Raw genomic sequence first — 20035 nt, 5'->3', positions numbered from 1 at the left:
TTTTTATTATAAGATGCCTGCTTTATTTTACATTTTATAATATGTGACAATTTATCATCACTGCTATTATCTACAATTTCCAAATCATTTTCAAATGCATCTGCTATAATTCTTATACTTTTACCTTTTAAAATAAAAACTTCTTTATCATCTATATTTTTTATATCAACTATTTTAAATTTTATATCCTTATTATAAGATTTTCTTACTACAATATCTCCTATTTTCATAAATAACCCTTATAAATCATATTTCTTTTTTTAAAATATGATTTATAATATTTTCATGATACTTTTTTAAATATTTCTTCCACCTAGTATATTAAATCCAGAATCAACATGTATTATTTCTCCTGTAACACCTCTAGATAACTCACTCATTAAAAATAAAGCCACATCACCAACTTCTGAAGGATCAGTTAATCTTCTAAGAGGTGACTGCTTCTCAATTTCTTCTAAAATTAAATTAAAATCACCTACTCCTTTTGCTGAAAGAGTTTTTATAGGTCCAGCTGAAATAGCATTAACTCTTATATTTTTCTTACCTAAATCATTTGCTAAATACTTAACACTCATATCAAGAGAAGCTTTTGCAACTCCCATAACATTATAATTAGGAACAACTTTTTCACTTCCATAATAAGTAAGAGTTACTATACTTCCTCCTTCACTCATATATGAAGAAGCTTCTTTTATAACTCCTGTTAAAGAATACGCACTTATGTTTTGAGCCAACAAAAACCCTTCTCGTGTAGTATTTAAATACTCACCTTTTAACTCTTCCTTATTAGCGAAAGCTATAGAATGAACTATTCCATGTATAACTCCAACTTTTTCTCCTATAGTTTGAAAACATTTTTGTATGCTTTCATCACTTGCAACATCACATTCAACCATTAAGAAATTTTCATCTAGTGTACTAACTAATTTTTCAATATTTTTTTTAAATCTTTCATTAACATATGTAAATATAATATTAGCATTAGCTTTATGTAAAGATTGAGCTATATGCCACGCTATACTAAAATTATTTGCAACTCCCATAATAACTATATTTTTTTTACTTAATGATATATCCATAACAATCCTCCTTAAATTTAAGTCACAAAACTCCTATTTTACTTGATAATTTATTGTACCTATTTTCATAAAAAAGTCAATAAAAAAAATTAAAACGTGTAAAAATTTATACACGTTTTAATAATTAAAAATCTATAGAAAATTCTTTCTTAAATTTATCTAAAAACTCTATATATTCTTCCTTCTCATTTATTAATTTTTCAAAATGATTTATAAATACATTTTGTCTTAATAACATTTCATTATAAAAATATCTATTAGAAATTCTCCAAAACCTCTGTGGAAACAATAAAAATCCATAAATCAAAAATATATCTTCATATCTTAATTTTAAAACTTTATCATAATTTTCAATTATCCCTCTACATATATCAATATTCCAATTGTTTTTCTTCAAAACTTTTGTAATAAAATTAGCTATATCATAACTTCTAACTTCTCTTTTACAATAATCAAAATCAAGTACATTTATATTATTTTCATTATCTATGATTATATTGTGGTGAGTATAATCGTGATGGCAAAAACTTTTCTCTTCTTCAATTTCCCTACAAATATCATAATATTTTGAAACTTCAAAAAGATTATAAGCTTTCTTCGCAATTTCCTTATAAAATTCATAATTTTTAATATACATCATATCAACATCATTTTTAATTCCCTTTTTTCTAACCATATCTCTCATTTTATCAAAAGACTTTATTCGTTTACTCATGACATTTGGCCATCTATCTAAATCACTTTTTAATTTCGAATGTTCAGGTGGCTCATATCCTCTAGAGGATATATGAAGATTCGCAAGCATTTTAGATGCATTATTTATTTCATCTATGTTTAAAAAATCACATTCTCTACCATCTATCCACTGTGAAAGTGTATATATATCCTCATTTACAATGGCATAAGGATTATTGTCTACACTTAAATAAAATCTATCTATGTTCGTAAAACCATTCTTTATTAAATGCTCTTTAGCTCCGTATATAAAAATTAATTTTTGAATTCCGTATGAAATCTTTTTTAAACACATCTCACCTTTGTTTGTTTTCAAAAAATAAATTCCCTTACTAGGTTTTATTTTCTCAATTTTTAAATCAAATTGTCTTTCAATCTCAAACTCTCTCATCATAGCTCCTTCACCTCCTTTATATCAATATGTTTGTAACATAAAAATTATTATTTACATTAACAATTTTAGTACAATTTAATATTATAAAATTATAAAATTCAAAAGAAAGGCTTGAAAATGGATATAGCAATAGATGGAAGATCTGCTTTTTTTTATAAAGGAAGCGGAATTGGAAATTATTCCTATGAATTGATAAAAAATATACTTAAAATAAACAAGCTCCATTCAATTGACATATATTCAAATAAATTAAATTACAAAAATTCAAAATCATTTTGGGATTTTTCAAACACATCAATAAATTTAAACAAACACTATGATATATTTTTAAATCCTCATAACGGAATAGGTTTACCTTATAAGAATACAAAAAAAATTATAACTACACTTCATGATATAATCCCATCTAAATTACCTGAAACAGTAAGTAATAGTTATTTGAAAATTTATAACAAAACTATACTTTACACTCTTGAAAAAAGTGATGCAATAATAACAGTTTCAAAATTTTCTAAAAATGACATATCAAAAACATTCTCCATAGATAAAAATAAAATACATGTAACATATCTAGCTCCATCAAAAATTTACCATCCTTTAAACAAAAAATATTGTTCAAATTTTCTATTTAAAAATTATAAAATTAACTTTAAATATATTTTATATGTGGGAAGCTTTAGTCCAAGAAAAAATATTTTAGGTTTAATTGAGGCATTTTCAAAAGTATATAAAAAAAATCCAACTACTAAACTTTTAATAGTTGGATCAAAAGGAAAATCATATGAAACCTATTTAAAAAAATCTATAAAATTAAATTTAACAAATAACATAATCTTTACTGACTTTATAAAAACAACTCATTTACCATATTTTTATAATAACGCTTCTTGTTTTATATATCCATCATTTTATGAAGGATTTGGACTTCCTCCACTTGAAGCAATGGCATGCGGAACTCCTGTTATAACATCAAACTTAACATCAATTCCAGAAATATTAAAAGATGCTCCTATATATATAAATCCTTATGATACAGAAAACATATACGAAAAACTAAATTTAATTTTAAATGATAATTATCTTCAAAATTTTTTAAAACAAAAATCTTTAAAACATTCAAAGAATTTTTCATGGAAAAAAACTTCAAATCAAACATTAAAAATAATTGAAAAAATTTAAGGCTCTAATATTTTAAAAATATTAGAGCCAATTTTTATATATTTTTCTTTATAAATTCTTCAATATCATTTAAAGAATTTATATTATTTGGCATAAGTCTAGATTTTTGAACACCATTTTCATAAATTATAATAGTTGGAAGTCCCATAACCTTTTCTTTTATAGAAAACATTTTATCCTCATCAACATTAAATTTAAAAAATTTCATATTCTCACTATATTTTTGTGATAACTGTTCAATACCATCCATAAATTGTAAACATTTTTGACAATTATTTCCCCAAAAATCAACGAAAGAAACACCTTCACTTATCTCTTGTTTAAAATTTTCTTTATTTAAAGATATCATATATTCTCCATCCTCCATATTAAAACTTAATCCAAATTCTCCAAATATTTTTCTGCCATTATAGAAGCTATAGCTCCATCTGAAGCAGCAGTTATAATTTGCCTTAGATTTTTTTGTCTTAAATCACCAGCAACAAATACTCCAGGAATATTAGTTTTCATATCCTCACCAGATATAACATAACCAAAATCATCTAAATCTATCTTATCTTTTATAATATCGTTTATTGGATCAAGACCTACAAATACAAAACATCCTGAAACAGTCAATTCACTTTTTTCATTATTAATAACATTTCTTAATATAAGATTTTCTAAAATCCCATCACCTTGTGCTTCTTCAACTACAGTATCTAAAATAAATTCTATTTTTTCATGATCCTCAGCTTTTTTTACAAGTGATTTTGCTGCTCTAAATTCCTTTCTTCTATGAATTATCTTTATAGTTTTTGCAAATCTTGTAAGATATAAAGCTTCTGTTATAGCAGAATCCCCTCCACCTATAACTGCAATATCAAGACCTTCGAAAAAAGCTCCATCACAAGTAGCACAATAAGATACTCCCATACTCCTAAACTCATTTTCATTTTTAAATCCTGCAAGTCTAGGTTTTGCACCCATAGCTAAAATAACAGTTTTAGCCTTAAATTCATTTTCATAAGTTTTAACAACTTTTATATCAGACTTAAAATCAACTTCAACTACACCTTCTTTTACAATATCTACACCAAAATTTTCAACTTGCTCTCTCATAATCTCGGATAATTCTGGTCCAGTTACTTTTAAAACTCCAGGATAATTTTCAACTTCATGAGTAGTTGCAGTTTGCCCTCCAAAAGTTTCTTTTTCTATTAAAAGTGTTTTTAACTTTCCTCTACCTGCATAAAGTCCAGCAGAAAGCCCAGCTGGTCCTCCACCTATAATTATAACATCATAAACCATAAACTATATCCTCCTCTAATTTTTCTTTATAAAAACACCTATACATTTTTCACCAGAATACGCCCCAACTACACATCCAACGTGTACAACAGAGTATTTATAACCTCTATCATCTAAATATTTTCTCAAATCATCTAAAAAAATAGATTCTTTAGAATAAACCAACCTTATTTCAGTATCCTCATCTACTTCATTTTCTTCCATAAATTTAAATAAATAATTAGATAATTTATTTTTTCCTCTAACTCTATCAACTAAAGTTAATTCACCATTTATAACACTAATAACAGGTTTTATTCCTAACATACTACCAATTGTACTTATTGTTTTACTTATTCTTCCAGCTCTTACAAGATTAGTTAAATTATTTATAATAACACAACACTTAATATTATTGATTCCTTTTTCTATATTACTACAAACTTCATTTAACGAATATCCACTCTTTACCATATTAGCAGCTTCTTCCACAATCATTCCTAATCCAGCACAAACACTTAAACTATCATATATAATTATATCTTTTGTATCTAAAATATTTTTAGCAATAGATGCTGACTGATAAGTAGCACTTAATTTATTGGAAACATGAATAGAAATGACTTTATATCCTCTATCCAAATACTTTTCATATACATCTTTAAATACATCTGGATTAACCTGTGATGTAGTTGGAAAATCTTCTGTTTTAGAAATAAATTCATTAAGCTCATTAAAAGTTATATCTACACCATCTTTATATGATTTTGAATTTATATTTACTGAAAGAGGAATAACTTCAATACCAAATTCTTCAACAATATTTTTAGGTAAATCACAGGTGCTATCTGTAATAATTTTTATTTTATCCACTTTACCCTCCAATTTACTTCATATTTAAAAACCCAACTTGTCGTAGAGCCTCATATAATATGATATTTACAGTATTGGCTACATTTAAAGATCTAGTTGTTGTATTTATCATAGGAACTCTTATTTTATATTCATCTTCTACCATATTCATTATTTCCTCTGGTAGTCCTTTTGATTCCTTACCAAATAAAAAACAATCCCCATATTTAAATGAAGGGTCAGTGTAAAATTTATTTGCTTTAGTTGAGCAAATATATATATTATTGTGTTTATGTAACTTATAAAAATCATAAAAATTTTCATACACAGTTACATCTACGTCTTTCCAATAATCAAGACCTGCTCTTTTAACATCCTTTTCATCAAGAGAAAAATTAAAAGGTTTTATTAAATGAAGTTTTGAATTCGTTAAAACACATGTTCGCCCAATGTTACCAGTATTTAAAGGCTTTTCTGGTTCAAATAATACTATATTAAAAAACATAATTTATAATACTGTCCTCCAATTATATAAAAATAAAAGGATTATATTTATAATAAATATAACCCTTTTTTATAAAATTTTAAAGTTATTTTTAAAATTTACTTCGTTCCAACTCTAACAACTTTTTGCTGAGGAACATAATAGTCATTCCACATATGCTTCTTTTCTAAAACTTCTCCTGTATATTTATCCTTAGTTACAATATAAACTCTAACTCTAGTTCCATTAACACCATTTTTTTCAACAACTTGTTTTCCTTTTGCAAGAGTATTATCATTTATAGTTTTTGTTGTGTAAGGAACTGATTCATAAGTTTCAGCAACAACAGAATATGTTTTATCTATCGCTGTAACATCACCATATATTGAAATAGTCAAAGTTCTTCCTGCTGTAGATACATCAATTAAAATTGGAAAATTATAAGGATTTTTAAATACATAATCTAAACTTCCCCAAGCTACAACAGCATCAAATCCAAGAGGCATATAAGATGTAGGAAGCGTATGATTCCTCCTTTGAGTAGGAACTATACCTGCTCTAATTACTGCCTGATGCAAAGTACTAGAAGTTTGACAAATTCCTCCTCCAAGTCCAGATTCATAAACATTTCCAACAATTATTGCAGCATCTTTGTATCCTCTTTCTCTAGTTCTAGGTCCAACAACTTTATTAAAACTAAAACTTTCTCCAGGCATTAAAATAGTTCCATTTATAGAATTTGCAGACAATTCAACATTAGTTGCCCTTTCTGTTGACGAACTTTTATAAGTTGTTGTATATGAAGAAATTTTACCATTTATTTTTCCCAATACTTCAGAAGAAATTTTAGGATCAACAGACTTAGTCGTAACTTCTATTCCATTTTTAGAGGCTGATGACGGACTTGTATCATTTACCATTTTAATTAAAGACTCTTTATCAATCTCTAACCCATTTCTACTTTCACTTACAACAACTTGTCCATCTAAAATAGAAACACTGGCATCCACAGGATCAATATTAAACTTTTCAGAAAGTATTCTATATACATCATCTATGTTTTCATTTATATCAAATTTTTCCACAAGATTAATATTTAATTTTTTACTTGGATTAAATATTTGACTTATTTTTTCACCATAGGTAAAATTTTTTGAAAAACTAAAGGCTTGTTCTATAGCTTTATCATAATCATAAGTTAGTCCTAAATCTCTATACGAAAAAACAACACTTTCATTTCCTAATCTAAATTCCACATTACCATCGCTAAGATTATGAGAAAAAGATTCTACTAAAAAATCTTTAAGAGCACTTTCACTCAATCCACTTACATCTAAATTATTTATTGCAACTCCTTTATAAACTTTATCTTCCCAATCGTTAACAATACTAGAAATCTTGAAATCTAAAAAACTTATAAAAGAAATAATGCCCACGATCATTAGTCCCATAACTATAAATGTCAAAAATCTACTACCAAATCGCAAATTCTTATACGTTTTTGAAACTTTATACATTATTTATACCTCTAAATTTTTTAATTAAATTACAAATATGCTAAAAATAATATCACAAATAAATATATAATACTATAAAAAAAAGCACAAACTATTTTTCAAGTTTGTGCTTTTAAATTTAAAAATTATTAAATGAACTACTTATTATTACATCTAATAAATCTTGAAATTCTATTCCAATACTTTTTGCCATTTTAGGAAATAAACTTCCTGTAGTCATTCCTGGCAAAGTATTTATCTCTAAAAAATATGGCAAATTATCTTTAATTATAAAATCAATCCTTGAATACACCTTACAGGAAAAAATATTATAACATTTAATTGCTATTTCTTTTATCTTAGCATTAAGTTCCTCTGAAAAATGTGCTGGCTCTTCAATTGTTGTATCGTCATATTTTGATTCATAATTAAAAAATTCTCTATTTTGAGTAGTAATTTTAAATATAGGCAAAACCTCACCATTTAAAATACCACAGCTTATTTCCTGTCCCTCTATAAACTCCTCAACTAAAATATTGTCATCATAACCAAAAGCTATTTTTACATGTTCCAAAAGCTCATTATAATTTTTAGATAAATATACTCCTAAGCTTGAACCTCCAGAGTTTGGTTTAACTATAACTGGAAACTTTAAATCAAAATTTGATAAATCAAAATTATTTTTATTTAAAATAATTCCTTTTGCCATATTAATACCGAAATTTGATAAAATATTTTTCACAATAAACTTATTCATACAAATAGAACTTGTAAAAAAATCACATCCATTATATTTTATATCCATACTCTCAAGTATACTTTGCACTCTACCATCTTCTCCAAAACTACCGTGAAGTGCTATAAAAACAAAATCCAACCCATCACATTTAAATATATCTCTTTTTTCATTTAAAACAATTTCAATTACTTCATATTTGTCTCTATTTAAATTCTCACTTATTTGTTTACCTGTGTTTATAGATACTTCTCTTTCAGAAGATATCCCTCCATACAATACACCAACTTTCAATTTTTCATTCATTATACCACTCCTTTACAAATCTTTATTTTTATAATATTTGCAATAATCTTTTATTGTACATTCTTCACATTTAGGATTCCTAGCAGTACAACATCTTCTTCCGTGAAATATTATTGTATGATGACAAATTGTCCAAAGATTTTCATCAATATTTTTCATAAGATCTAATTCCGTTTTTTCAGGTGTACTTGCATTAGCAAGTCCAATTCTATTAGAAACTCTAAATACATGTACATCAACTGCAAAAGCTTGCACTCCAAAACAATTTGATATAACAACATTTGCCGTTTTTCTTCCAACACCAGGAAGTGTTACAAGTTCATCTCTAGTTTTAGGAACTTCACCATTAAAATTATCTCTAAGAACTTTACATAACGCCACTATATTTCTACTTTTTGTCTTATAAAGTCCAATTACTTTAATTATATCCTGTAATTTTTCTTCACTTAAAGTAAGAAATTTATCTAAAGTTCCATAATCCTTAAATAATTTTTTTGTAACTTCATTAACTTTTTTATCTGTCGTTTGGGCAGATAAAACCGTAGCAATCAACAATTGAAATGGTGTTTCATATTTAAGTTCACATTCTGCATCAGGATATGTTTCCATAAGCTTATAAACTATTATCTTTATTTTCTTTTTCATTATCTCCATATACTCCTCTATATTCTTGTGGCAACATTATAGAAATACCTCTCATTAAATATTCAACACATCTTTCCTCATATTCATGCTTATCTTCATTTTCCAATTTATTTGGAAGAACTATCTCGTCTCCAATATTAACATACACATCTGCATTACAAAAAACTTCATTATTCATCTTACCACTTACATCTATAGGCATAAACTTTTCACTACCATAAATACATATAGGAACTATTGGTACCCCACAAAGTTTTGCAATTAAATAAATACCTTTCTTAGCTTTAATCATAGATCCATTTCTACTTCTTGTTCCCTCCGGAAATATCAAAATATTATTTCCACTTTTAACATGTTTAACTAAATTTGAAATAGCACTTCTATCTGGTGAAGAAGGAGTTATTTGAATATTTTTTACAATCTTACACCCAAGATTTGTCATTGGATCTTTTGTAAGCTTAACTCCCATAATAAAAGTTACATCTTTATCTTTAAGAACTTTATTTAAAATAAGCCCATCTGCATTACTCAAATGATTACATATAAAAATAACCGGTGCATTAATATTATCAAGTTTATTTTTATTTATAATTTTAAGATTAGCATATTTTTTTATATAAGCATCAATTCCAAAATTAACTATTTTTTTTAGAGTTTTCTCTGGAAGTATTTTTTCTAAAATTAATACAAATGATGTTATAACCTTCATAAATGATATTTTTTTCATAAAAATTACCTCTAATTTTTTTTATTAAAAAACCTATTTTTATAATAGTTTAAATGCTCATTATTATCAAAGTTTAAACTCTTTATAAAATTTATATCTTCTTTATTTTTTATTATAACATTTCTTTTTAATAAATTTTTTCCTCTCCAAGAACAAGATAATTTTTTAAAATTATCTTTAAAGAATTTATTATTCATATTAACTATGTCATTATCTTTTATATTTTTTAAAAATTCCTCAGTATTGAAACGTTCTTCAAAAGAATACTCTACATTCCTATTTTTAGGACAAACATCTTGACAAATATCACACCCAAAAATCATTCCATTTAAATTATTTATTTCATCAGAATCCAAAACTTTTTTCTGAGTTAAATTAGATACGCATTTATTAAAATTCTTTTCAACTAAAACATCATTAGGACACTTTTTCATGCAATTTCTACACTTACCACAATGTTCAAAAACTCCAATTTCTTTAAATTTATTATCGTAATATTCTTGAGAAAAACTATCGCACAAATTAGCATTAGTTATAATTTCTCCTAAAAATACATATGAACCATATTTCTTTGTATAAAGCAAACTATTTCTTCCAATATGGCCAACCCCACATAAATAAGCTATATATCTTTCTGGAAGATTATTAGTATCACAAAAACTCTTACATTCATATCCAAAATTTCTAATAAAATCGCATATTTTATTTAAATAATCATTAACCACATAGTGGTAATCTAATCCTTGAGTGTATTTAGAAAAACATTTATTATATTCATTATCTTTCCTAAAATATGGAACAGCTATAGAAATTATTGTTTTTCCGTCTTCAAAATAAAAAAACGGATTAATTCTTTTTTCTACATCCTTATCTTCAAATTCCGTTAAATATAACTTATCAATTTTAGAATTAAAATACTGTTTAAGTTCTATAAATCTTCTACATTCAGTAAATCCATAACAAAATATATTTAAAGATTCTGTAAATTTTATTAATTTATTTTTCAAATTCAAATTAATCATAATATTTTTTCCTATAAAAATAAGTTTAAAAGAACAACCTTTTAAACTTAAAAATTTCATCTTCCTAACATTTTAAATTTTAAAAAAGTCTTTTGTCAATATATCATGTATAAATAGAGAACCACATATTTTCATATTTTTATCAACAACAGGTATACTAACCAAATCATACTTTAAAAACTTATCAACAGCTTTATTTAGTTCATCCTCATCATATAAAAATATAAACTTTACATCCATAATATCAAAAACATGTACATCTCTATCTCCAAACATAAGAGACTTAAAATCTATTACGCCTTTTAAAATATTTTCCTCATCTACTACATATATGTTATACAAATATTCATCTTTAAAATTAACATCTTTTATTATATCAAACATTTCTCCAAGTTTAACATTTAAATTAAAACTTATAAACTCAGTGTTCATTATGCTTCCAACTGTATTATCTTCATAAGACATAATTGTTCTAATTGTATTAATATCACTTTCTTCCAAATTTATAAGTATTCTCTCTTTAGATTTATCATCCATTTCTTCTAAAATATCAGCAAGCTCATAATTAGAAATATAGTCAAGTATACTTATAATCTTAGAATCACTTAAATTTTTTATTAAATCCACGCGTATATTATTATCTTCCATCTCTTCTAAAATTTCACTAGCTAAATCATCATTAAAACTTTCAAAAAGACGTTTTCTATCATTATCATTTAAATCTTCAAGAATACTTGCAATATCTGCTGGATGCATTGTTGAAATTTTTTGATGTGGTATAGATATTGATAAATTATTTTCTGCGAATTCAACCGACTCCATATCTTCCCATTTTATAACCGTATCCACAGATTTCTTAAATATATAATTTATAATTTTTTTTAATAATAACGGAACATTTTTTACATTAAACCTTCTTAAGTATGAAGTAAATCCACTTTCTACTGCAACAATTCTAACTTCTCCACAAATATTAGCTATATGAAAATCCATTATTTTAACAACTTTTTTACCATTTATGTCTACTATTTGTTTATTTAAGAGATGCTTAGACAAAATGTATTTATAACTTTGAGGAATAATATTAAAAACTCCAGATACCTTTATTAAAATTTTCCCTCTATCTTCATAGAAATTAATATTTCTAAATTCATAATAAAAATCTTCTCTATTTTTTAAAATTTTATATCCAATAAAAATAGGATATCCCTTTTCAGTCGAAACATATACATCTTTTAATTTTCCAAGAATATCTCCAAATTCATCATACACATTTCTATTTAATATACTCGTAAAATACACTAAATTAAGTTTAATCAAATAACTATCACTCCATTATAAAAATTATTTTTTATAATTAAAAAACAAAAAATAAAAATAGACCATAATTTGAAATATTTCTATAGTCTATTTTTATTGATTTTCAGAAGATTCAACATTATTAGGCAAACTTTTAAAACTAGGTGGACACAAAGTCAAAAGACTTCCTTTACATTCATCACTTATTCCTGATAAAATTTCTTGTTCAATTTCAAGTCTTATAAAATCACATGTTATAATTTCACATAAAACATTACACTTCATCTTTACATATCTTAAATAACATTTCTGTGCCTCACATATAGCATCTAGTAACATATCTATGATACAACCTAACTCCTCTACCTGTTTTATAGCTTTCCTCTTTTTTCTTCTTGATATGAGAACATTTAAATTAATATCATTTAAAGTTGAAACTAAATTTCTATAATTTATTACATAAGTATCTAACATTTTCAATAAATTTGCTAAATCCTGATAATAAATATCTATGGCACTTTTATAAGACATACATTAAATCTAATCCTCTTTATAAATATAAAATCATAATATAATATATTTATATATTTATAAAAGTTCTCAGATTATAATTTTTTTATACATTCTCTTAAAATATCTGCTGATTTCGTTTTAGCAAGACCTCCTAAAGCAGTTTCTCTAAATTCTTTAGGAAGAGACCTTCCCACTTCATCTAATGCTTTAACACAATCATCAAATAAAATTTTACTTTCAACTCCAGCTAAAACTAAATCACTAACACTAAGAGCATTTACAACACCTGAAGCATTTCTTTTAGCACAAGGTACTTCAACAAGTCCAAGGACAGGATCACATATAAGCCCTAGTACATTTTTTATACATATAGCTGCTGCATCAAATGATTGTTTAGGAGTGCCTCCCATCATATAAACAACTGCCGCTGCTGCCATAGCTGAAGCTGTTCCACACTCTGCTTGACATCCACCTTCAGCGCCTGATATAGTAGCATTTTCAATAAATAAAATACCTACTATAGATGCTGTTAAAAGTGCTCTTCTTATTTTCTCCCTATCAAAATTAAATTTTTCAGCAACACTTAAAATAGCTGCTGGAATTATTCCACAAGCTCCAGCCGTAGGCATGGCAACTATTTTCCCCATAGCTGAATTTACTTCAGAACAAGAAATTGCTCTTGCCATTGCTTTTACAAGAAAATAATCCGTAACCATTTTATCATTATTTAAATAATCTTCAATTTTCTTAGAATCTCCACCTATAAGCCCACTTAAAGATATAACCTTCTTTTCTCTACCTTTTTTACTAGAAGATTCCATGACATCTATAACATAATCTAACTCATTATAAATCACTTCTTCAGTTTTATTTCCAAGAGATAATTCATACATTAATCCAATTTCCCAAAGTTCTTTATTTAACTCATCACATTTTTTTAAAATCTCTTCTCCAGTCAAAATAAACACAATATCTCTCCTTATTTCATAGCTTCAATAAAAACACATTTTTCTATATTTTTTATATTTCTTATATCATTAATCATTTTTTCATTAACAATATCATCTAATTCAAATACCATAGATGCTTTATCCCCTTTTCTATCTCTAAAAACTCTTAAATATGCAATATTTACATCATTATTTGATAATATACCAGAAACTTTATGTACTATTCCTGGTTTATCAATATGATTTATAAGAAGTGTATTATATTTTCCTGTAAAATACACATCCTTACCATTTATATTTAAAATTTCAATATTTCCTCCTCCAATCGAGGATCCTATTATCGAAAAATTTTTATCAGAAATAGTTTTTATATCTAATCTAACAGTATTAGGATGATACGTATTACCCAAATCTCTTTCAATAAATTCAACTTTTACTCCAACTCTTTCTGCTATTTCTATAGAACTTACAATACGTTCATCATCTGTATTCATTCCTAAAATTCCTCCAACTAATGCTTTGTCTGTTCCATGTCCTCTATAAGTTTTTCCAAAAGATCCATGAAGATAAAATTTAACTTCTTTAATTTTTTCATTAACTATAATGCTACTAATTTTTCCTATTCTACAGGCACCAGCTGTATGGGAACTAGATGGCCCTATCATAACAGGCCCTAAAATTTCACTTAAACTTCTCATAACCTCTCCTACCTTAAAATTTACATAATATTACATAATAATTTTATTTAAGACAATACTAATTTATATTTTTATTCAATAATCAAAGGAGGATAAATTTAAAATGATTATTGTTCTAATAAGAACATTAGTTCTTTTTATAATTATGTTCTTTACAATGAAGATGATGGGTAAAAGATATATTGCTCAACTAGAACCTTACGAGTTTGTTGTATCAATAATGATTGCAGAATTAGCAACTCTTCCTTTAGAAGATACTTCAATTCCGCTTTTATATGGAGCAATATGTATCTTAACAATTCTTTTCATAGAATTTATTCTATCACAACTTCAACTTAAAAATATTCCACTGAGAAAATTTTTTGGTGGAACATCAATTATATTAATCGAAAATGGAAAATTCATCAAAAAAAATTTAGAACAAGAAAAACTTACAATAAATGATATATTAGAAGAACTAAGATCTAACGGAAATTATGAACTTGAAAAAATTGCATTTGCCCTTTTAGAAAGTAACGGAAAAATTACCGTAATACCAAAAGACACTAACAATCAAAAAGTTTATTTGCCTACATCAATAATAATAGATGGTGAAATAGATAAGAACGGTCTTAAGTACATAAATAGAAATACAGATTGGCTTGAAAAACAACTAAAAAAGCATAAAATAAAATCTACAAAAGATATTTTTTATGCTTACACAGATGCTCAAGGAGTTTTTCAATATCAATTAAATTGAAATTTAGGAAGGTATCATTAATTTATGAAATTAAATATTAAAAATATTTCAGTATACGGTTTATATTCAATATTATTAGTTTTTACATTAATTTTATTTTTTAATTTAAAATTTTCTACAAACAAAATGATAAAAGATTTAGAAATAATAACTCCATACATTAAAAATGAAAATTGGGAAACTTCAAAATTATTGTTTCATAATTTCAATAAAAATTATAAAAATAAACTAGAAAACTTTTCAATAATTTTAAATCATAAAGAAATAAACGAAGCTTTATTATCAATAACAGATATATTTACAAATATAGAACTTAAAAATAAAGAGCTTTGTTTAAATAAAATTGAAAACCTAAAATTTCATATAACAAACTTTTTTCAATCTCAAGTTCCAAGTATTAAAAACATATTATGAACCTAAAAGTTCTACATATTTTTAATAAATTTTAAATAAATCATCATTTTGTTTGTTATAATAAATTATAGAGTTTCTTTTTATTAATCAATAATTTTTGGACTTTTTTAATTCTACTATTTATAATAAAAAAGTAAATAATTTCATATATAAGTTATAGTAATTTAAAGTTAAGGAGTGATTATATGCCATTAGTTACCACAAAGGAAATGTTTAAAAAAGCATATGAAGGAGGTTACGCAATCGGGGCCTTCAATATAAATAATTTAGAATCAATAAAAGGAATTATCGAAGCTTGTAAAGAAAAAAATTCTGCTGTTATACTTCAGTGTTCAACTGGGGCTATAAAGTATGCTGGAATGGATTATTTAATTGCACTTGTTAATGCTGCTTCTAAAGAAAGCGGTTTAGACATTGCTCTACACTTAGACCATGGTCCTGACTTTGAAACTTGCAAAAAATGTATTGATGCTGGATTTACTTCAGTTATGATAGATGGTTCTCATCACAGCTTTGAAGAAAACATAAAATTAACAAAACAAGTTGTTGAGTATGCTCACTCTAAAGGAGTAACTGTTGAAGCTGAACTTGGAGTTTTAGCAGGAGTTGAAGATGATGTAGTTGCAGATGACCATATTTATACAAATCCTGATGAAGCTGTAGAATTTGTTAAACAAACTAATTGCGATTCTCTAGCAATAGCTATAGGAACTTCACATGGAGCATTTAAATTTCCTCCAAACTTTAAACCGGAATTAAAATTTGAAATTCTTGAAGAAATTCAGAAAAAACTACCAGGATTTCCAATAGTTTTACATGGAGCTTCTGCTGTTGATCCTGAAAGTGTTAAAACTTGTAATGAATACGGCGGAAAAATTAATGATGCTGTAGGTATTCCTGTTGAAATGCTTAGAAAAGCTTCTTCTATGGCTGTTTGTAAAATAAACATGGATACTGATTTAAGACTTGCTATGACTGCAAATATTAGAAAAGTATTTGGAGATACTCCTTCAGAATTTGATCCTAGAAAATACTTAGGGACTGCAAAAGATGGGGTTAAAGCAGTTGTTTTATCAAAAATAGAAAATGTTTTAGGTTCTGAAAATTCAAGCTCATCTAAAAAATGTGGATGCAATTGCGGATGTAAATAAAACAAAACGTGGATAAAATTTATCCACGTTTTTATTTTGTTACTTCCTGAAGTTTTGATATTTTAATAATTCTATCTAATGGAAAAAACATCATAACGATTGTTGTTAAAAATACTTCAACTCCAAGACTTGAAAAATTATATATAATTGAATACATCCAAATATTCATATTTTCAGGTGCAAACTCAGAGAAAAATACCACTCCTGAAATAACATTAAACATAACTCCTAAAAATCCACTTATAATACATCCAAAAAATATTTTAACCTTACTATCTCGTCCAAACATTCCCGAAAATCCTAAAGCCATATTAGAAAGTATATAATCTAACAAAAATTGTACAGGATGAACGAAAGTTATTCCATCTAACATTTTTAAAAACCCTAGTAAAATTCCAGAAGTAAGACCTACTCCTTTTCCATATAAAAGGGATAACACCATTACAGGAAGCATAGAAAAAAGTGTAATCGAACCTCCCTGAGGCATTCTTATAAATTTAATTAAATTTAAAACGTATGCTAATGCTGTAAAAATTCCTATTATGAATATTAATCTCGTTGTAAACTTCGTTTTCCTAATTTCTCTTATGTAAATTATAAACATTATAATTCCAATTATTAAACTAATATAAATCACTTTTTACTCCTCCTAAAAAACATAAAAGCCATGTCCATTCCTGAACACGGCTAACTAACTAATTAACTTTTATTAATAGCTTTCCTACGCTGGCATTATCCAGTTCAGGTATAAGGGTTAATGAAATAAAAATTTCATCTCTCAGCTCTAAAGCACCCCTAGCAAAATTATTCACTTAAAAATTACAAAACAATTATACTTCTTACTTATAATCATGTCAACAAAATTATATTTGAGTTTTTGAAAGCTCTTGATACGCCTCAACTAACTTATTTCTAATTTCTATTGCAGTTTGCATAGTAAGTTTAGCTTCCTCTATTGCAATCATAACATTGTGAATTTCTTGTTCATTCCCCTTTATAAATGAAACAACGCTTTCATCTGCAACTTTTTGATAATCATTTATTTTATTTATAGAATCTTCAATTACTTTTGAAAAAACATTTCCCTTTGAATTTGTTTCTAAATTTCCTTTTAATTTTCCAAACTCAACATTATTAAATCCATAAATAGAATTAGTAATCATAAAAAACACTCCTTTAAATTTATTATCTTGTATCTTCCATCATCCAAGATTTTATAATATCAACAACTTGATTAGGTTTATTAACTGCATATCTTTTAATTTCATCTTCAAGCATTTTATTTTCAGGATTTGTATCCTCTATATTATTTTTTCTAATATTCTCTTCTACAGATTGCTGAATTATATCTTTTGCTTCTGAAATATTTGATGGCCTATAAGATTCAGTTTCTGTATCTTTATTTTTTCTAAACATTTTAAACAAGAACAAAATAATAATTACACCAATAACACCCATTACAATAGGAATAATATTTCTTTTTTTAGTTTGAGCAATTTCTTGCTTTAACCCATTAAATTCCATTCCAACTACAGAAATAGAATCTCCACGTTCTGCATTAAATCCTATAACTCCATTTATAATACTCTCTAAATTACCTCTCATTTCTTGAGTCATATTTCCATCATACACAAGAGAAGTAGTAATTCGTTTAATTTCTCCAGGAGCATGTATAATTGTTGATTCTTGTTTTGAAACTTCATAATTTGTTATACTTTCTTCTCTTTTGGAAGAATCACCTGAAATATCCATTTCAACATTTGACATATTATTGTCAATAGGTCCTCCTCCACCATTAGATACTGACCCATTTTCTTCTTTTATAATATGTTCACTTATAGGAACCTTATTTTCATCTATAATAATTTCTGTTCTTTTTTTAGAATCAAAATCTAAATCAGCATTAACTCTTATTCTAACTTTTTCTGCTCCAAGTACTGGTTCAATTATAGATAAAAGTCTACTTTCAAGCTCATACTCAAATTTTCTTTCTAAATTCATATGAGCATCTAAAGAACCAACAAAGTTAACTTCATCACTTCCATCATAAATTCCCAAAGATAATAAATTCATTCTAGAATCTACAACTTCTACATTTTCAAAAGGAAGATTATTCCAAGCAGCAGAAACTAAATGAATTATAGATTTAACCTGTTCTCTAGATAATGATTCTCCAGCATTTAATCTTACATAAACAGAAGCTCTCGCCGGATCTTTTTCAGTCATAAATACAGTACTTTTAGATGGTGTTATATGAACCCGTGAATCTTTAACTTGAGAAAAACTTTTAATAGTCCTTTCAAGTTCTCCCTGAACAATTCTTTGTTTTTGAATTAAAAATTCCTCATCTGTAAACCCAAAACCACTACTTGTATCTAAAAGTTCGAATCCTTTACTTCCACCTTTTAACTCTGGGGAAAAAGTTAATCTTAATTCATCAACTTTTTTTCTTGGAACATAAATAGATTTCCCTCTTATTTTTACATCTAATCCCATTTCAACTAATTGTTCATGTATATATTTACTATCTGATGGATCTAAATCCGAATAAAGCAAACCATATTTCGTAACATTAGAGTATACGAAGAAAAAAGAAAGTATGGAAACTAAAATTATAATCACGGTTATTATTATTTTTCTTGACTTAGGAGAAAGTTTTTGTATAAATTCTTTAATTTTTTTAATTATTTCACTTAATTTTCCCATAGTATACTCCTTTCAAATTTATTATTACCAAACAATTTAAAATAACTCATAAAATATTTTAAAAAATTTAAATATTATCTCCTAAAATTAAGCAAACTGAATCATTACCAATAAAATCTGCTCCTAAAATAAAGGCCTCTGCCAATCCATTAGGTTTTTCTTGAACTTTATATGTTAATGATACTCCTATATCAGAACCATCACCCAATAATTGTTCAAATAATGGTGTATATTCTGGAGTAGAGATTACTAAAATATCTGTTATCCCAGCCAACATTAAAGTTGATAAAGGGTAATAAATCATTGGTTTATCATAAACTGGTATCAATTGTTTAGAAATACCTTTAGTAATAGGATAAAGACGCGTGCCACTACCACCAGCTAAAATTATTCCTTTCATATAACTACCTACCTTTATTAGTTATTCATATACAATAATATTATATGATTTTTATAAGTTTTATGTAAAGACCCTCATCTACACTAAAGAGTACTTCTTAATGGAAGTGCTCTACATTATTGAGCTATTTACATCCAGATTATTATATCTAATACGCATCATTAGAGAATAGCACAATCTTAACTGTTAAAAAGATCAAATATAAATCATAGAAGAATCCGCTCTTTTGAATGTATTCTAA

23 protein-coding genes, 1 pseudogene and 1 riboswitch are annotated in these 20035 nt (G+C 26.0%); of the genes and pseudogenes, 4 read left to right on the top strand and 20 right to left on the bottom strand.

Annotated features, from left to right (window positions below):
• The 3 genes from A6P36_RS06210 to A6P36_RS06200 all read right to left on the bottom strand — a co-directional run.
• Positions 1–230: sporulation peptidase YabG (locus A6P36_RS06210; protein ID WP_304438767.1), on the bottom strand; the 230-nt coding region annotated here is incomplete at its 3' end.
• Positions 231–296: 66 nt separating this feature from the next.
• Positions 297–1079, bottom strand: a complete 783-nt coding sequence (gene fabI, locus A6P36_RS06205) for an enoyl-ACP reductase FabI (protein ID WP_066762055.1) — start codon at positions 1077–1079, stop codon at positions 297–299.
• Between the two features lie 124 nt (positions 1080–1203).
• Entirely contained in the window at positions 1204–2208 is a 1005-nt protein-coding gene (locus tag A6P36_RS06200) for a CotS family spore coat protein (protein WP_066762053.1), read from the bottom strand.
• Positions 2209–2325: 117 nt separating this feature from the next.
• On the opposite strand from A6P36_RS06200, the gene A6P36_RS06195 reads away from it, so the two are divergent.
• Positions 2326–3387: a glycosyltransferase family 4 protein gene (locus A6P36_RS06195; RefSeq protein ID WP_066762051.1), complete on the top strand. Its 1062-nt coding sequence runs from the start codon at positions 2326–2328 to the stop codon at positions 3385–3387.
• Positions 3388–3421: 34 nt separating this feature from the next.
• On the opposite strand, the gene A6P36_RS06190 is transcribed toward A6P36_RS06195, so the two are convergent.
• The 13 genes from A6P36_RS06190 to sdaAB all read right to left on the bottom strand — a co-directional run bounded on the left by A6P36_RS06190 (position 3422) and on the right by sdaAB (position 14384).
• Positions 3422–3736, bottom strand: coding sequence for a thioredoxin family protein (locus tag A6P36_RS06190; RefSeq protein ID WP_066762049.1), 315 nt, complete (start codon positions 3734–3736; stop codon positions 3422–3424).
• 26 nt (positions 3737–3762) lie between these two features.
• Positions 3763–4677 (bottom strand): thioredoxin-disulfide reductase, encoded by a 915-nt coding sequence (gene trxB / locus A6P36_RS06185; RefSeq protein ID WP_066762047.1) that lies wholly within the window; start codon positions 4675–4677, stop codon positions 3763–3765.
• A 15-nt stretch (positions 4678–4692) separates the two neighbouring features.
• Positions 4693–5529 carry a DegV family protein gene (locus A6P36_RS06180; RefSeq protein WP_066762045.1) on the bottom strand — a complete coding sequence of 279 codons (837 nt, stop codon included), beginning with the start codon at positions 5527–5529 and terminating at the stop codon, positions 4693–4695.
• A gap of 13 nt (positions 5530–5542) precedes the next feature.
• On the bottom strand, positions 5543–6013 hold the full coding sequence (locus tag A6P36_RS06175; protein ID WP_066762043.1) for a tRNA (cytidine(34)-2'-O)-methyltransferase: 471 nt from the start codon (positions 6011–6013) through the stop codon (positions 5543–5545).
• Positions 6014–6111: 98 nt separating this feature from the next.
• Positions 6112–7509, bottom strand: coding sequence for a VanW family protein (locus A6P36_RS06170; RefSeq protein ID WP_066762041.1), 1398 nt, complete (start codon positions 7507–7509; stop codon positions 6112–6114).
• Positions 7510–7627: 118 nt separating this feature from the next.
• Positions 7628–8530: a D-alanine--D-alanine ligase gene (locus A6P36_RS06165; RefSeq protein ID WP_082917643.1), complete on the bottom strand. Its 903-nt coding sequence runs from the start codon at positions 8528–8530 to the stop codon at positions 7628–7630.
• A 12-nt stretch (positions 8531–8542) separates the two neighbouring features.
• A complete protein-coding gene (nth, locus tag A6P36_RS06160) occupies positions 8543–9175 on the bottom strand; it encodes an endonuclease III (protein ID WP_066762040.1) in 633 nt (210 codons plus the stop codon).
• Positions 9144–9902: a lysophospholipid acyltransferase family protein gene (locus A6P36_RS06155; RefSeq protein ID WP_066762034.1), complete on the bottom strand. Its 759-nt coding sequence runs from the start codon at positions 9900–9902 to the stop codon at positions 9144–9146. Before A6P36_RS06155 ends, nth begins: the two co-directional genes overlap by 32 nt.
• A gap of 11 nt (positions 9903–9913) precedes the next feature.
• On the bottom strand, positions 9914–10927 hold the full coding sequence (locus tag A6P36_RS06150; RefSeq protein WP_082917646.1) for an epoxyqueuosine reductase: 1014 nt from the start codon (positions 10925–10927) through the stop codon (positions 9914–9916).
• Positions 10928–10996: 69 nt separating this feature from the next.
• Positions 10997–12244 (bottom strand): magnesium transporter MgtE N-terminal domain-containing protein, encoded by a 1248-nt coding sequence (locus A6P36_RS06145; RefSeq protein WP_066762026.1) that lies wholly within the window; start codon positions 12242–12244, stop codon positions 10997–10999.
• Positions 12245–12337: 93 nt separating this feature from the next.
• Positions 12338–12754, bottom strand: a complete 417-nt coding sequence (locus A6P36_RS06140) for a hypothetical protein (RefSeq protein WP_066762024.1) — start codon at positions 12752–12754, stop codon at positions 12338–12340.
• A gap of 74 nt (positions 12755–12828) precedes the next feature.
• Complete coding sequence (sdaAA, locus tag A6P36_RS06135) at positions 12829–13704, bottom strand: L-serine ammonia-lyase, iron-sulfur-dependent, subunit alpha (RefSeq protein ID WP_066762022.1); 876 nt, start codon at positions 13702–13704, stop codon at positions 12829–12831.
• Between the two features lie 11 nt (positions 13705–13715).
• The gene (gene sdaAB, locus A6P36_RS06130; RefSeq protein ID WP_066762020.1) at positions 13716–14384 is read right to left on the bottom strand and encodes an L-serine ammonia-lyase, iron-sulfur-dependent subunit beta; all 669 of its coding nucleotides are present in this window, start codon (positions 14382–14384) and stop codon (positions 13716–13718) included.
• Between the two features lie 103 nt (positions 14385–14487).
• Here sdaAB and A6P36_RS06125 point away from each other — a divergent pair, with 103 nt between their 5' ends.
• From A6P36_RS06125 to fba, 3 genes are all read left to right on the top strand, one after another.
• Complete coding sequence (locus tag A6P36_RS06125; protein WP_066762018.1) at positions 14488–15123, top strand: DUF421 domain-containing protein; 636 nt, start codon at positions 14488–14490, stop codon at positions 15121–15123.
• Between the two features lie 24 nt (positions 15124–15147).
• A complete protein-coding gene (locus tag A6P36_RS06120; protein WP_066762014.1) occupies positions 15148–15537 on the top strand; it encodes a DUF4363 family protein in 390 nt (129 codons plus the stop codon).
• Positions 15538–15722: 185 nt separating this feature from the next.
• A complete protein-coding gene (fba, locus tag A6P36_RS06115) occupies positions 15723–16688 on the top strand; it encodes a class II fructose-1,6-bisphosphate aldolase (protein WP_066762012.1) in 966 nt (321 codons plus the stop codon).
• Between the two features lie 31 nt (positions 16689–16719).
• Here the strand turns inward: fba and thiT are convergent, their stop codons facing one another.
• From thiT to A6P36_RS06095, 4 genes and pseudogenes are all read right to left on the bottom strand, one after another.
• Positions 16720–17325 carry an energy-coupled thiamine transporter ThiT gene (thiT, locus tag A6P36_RS06110; protein ID WP_082917642.1) on the bottom strand — a complete coding sequence of 202 codons (606 nt, stop codon included), beginning with the start codon at positions 17323–17325 and terminating at the stop codon, positions 16720–16722.
• Between the two features lie 64 nt (positions 17326–17389).
• Positions 17390–17495: riboswitch (TPP riboswitch) on the bottom strand.
• 56 nt (positions 17496–17551) lie between these two features.
• Positions 17552–17848 (bottom strand): flagellar hook-basal body complex protein FliE, encoded by a 297-nt coding sequence (fliE, locus tag A6P36_RS06105; RefSeq protein ID WP_082917645.1) that lies wholly within the window; start codon positions 17846–17848, stop codon positions 17552–17554.
• Positions 17849–17873: 25 nt separating this feature from the next.
• Positions 17874–19394, bottom strand: coding sequence for a flagellar basal-body MS-ring/collar protein FliF (gene fliF, locus A6P36_RS06100; RefSeq protein WP_066762007.1), 1521 nt, complete (start codon positions 19392–19394; stop codon positions 17874–17876).
• 70 nt (positions 19395–19464) lie between these two features.
• Positions 19465–19794: pseudogene (locus A6P36_RS06095) on the bottom strand (sugar nucleotidyltransferase); the annotation flags it as partial.
• Positions 19795–20035 lie beyond the last annotated feature (241 nt).

The organism is Candidatus Arthromitus sp. SFB-turkey, assembly GCF_001655775.1.
In the GTDB taxonomy this organism is placed as follows: domain Bacteria; phylum Bacillota; class Clostridia; order Clostridiales; family Clostridiaceae; genus Dwaynesavagella; species Dwaynesavagella gallinarum.
Note: the sequence above shows the minus strand (reverse complement) of the source record. Positions and strands in the feature narration are given on the sequence as shown.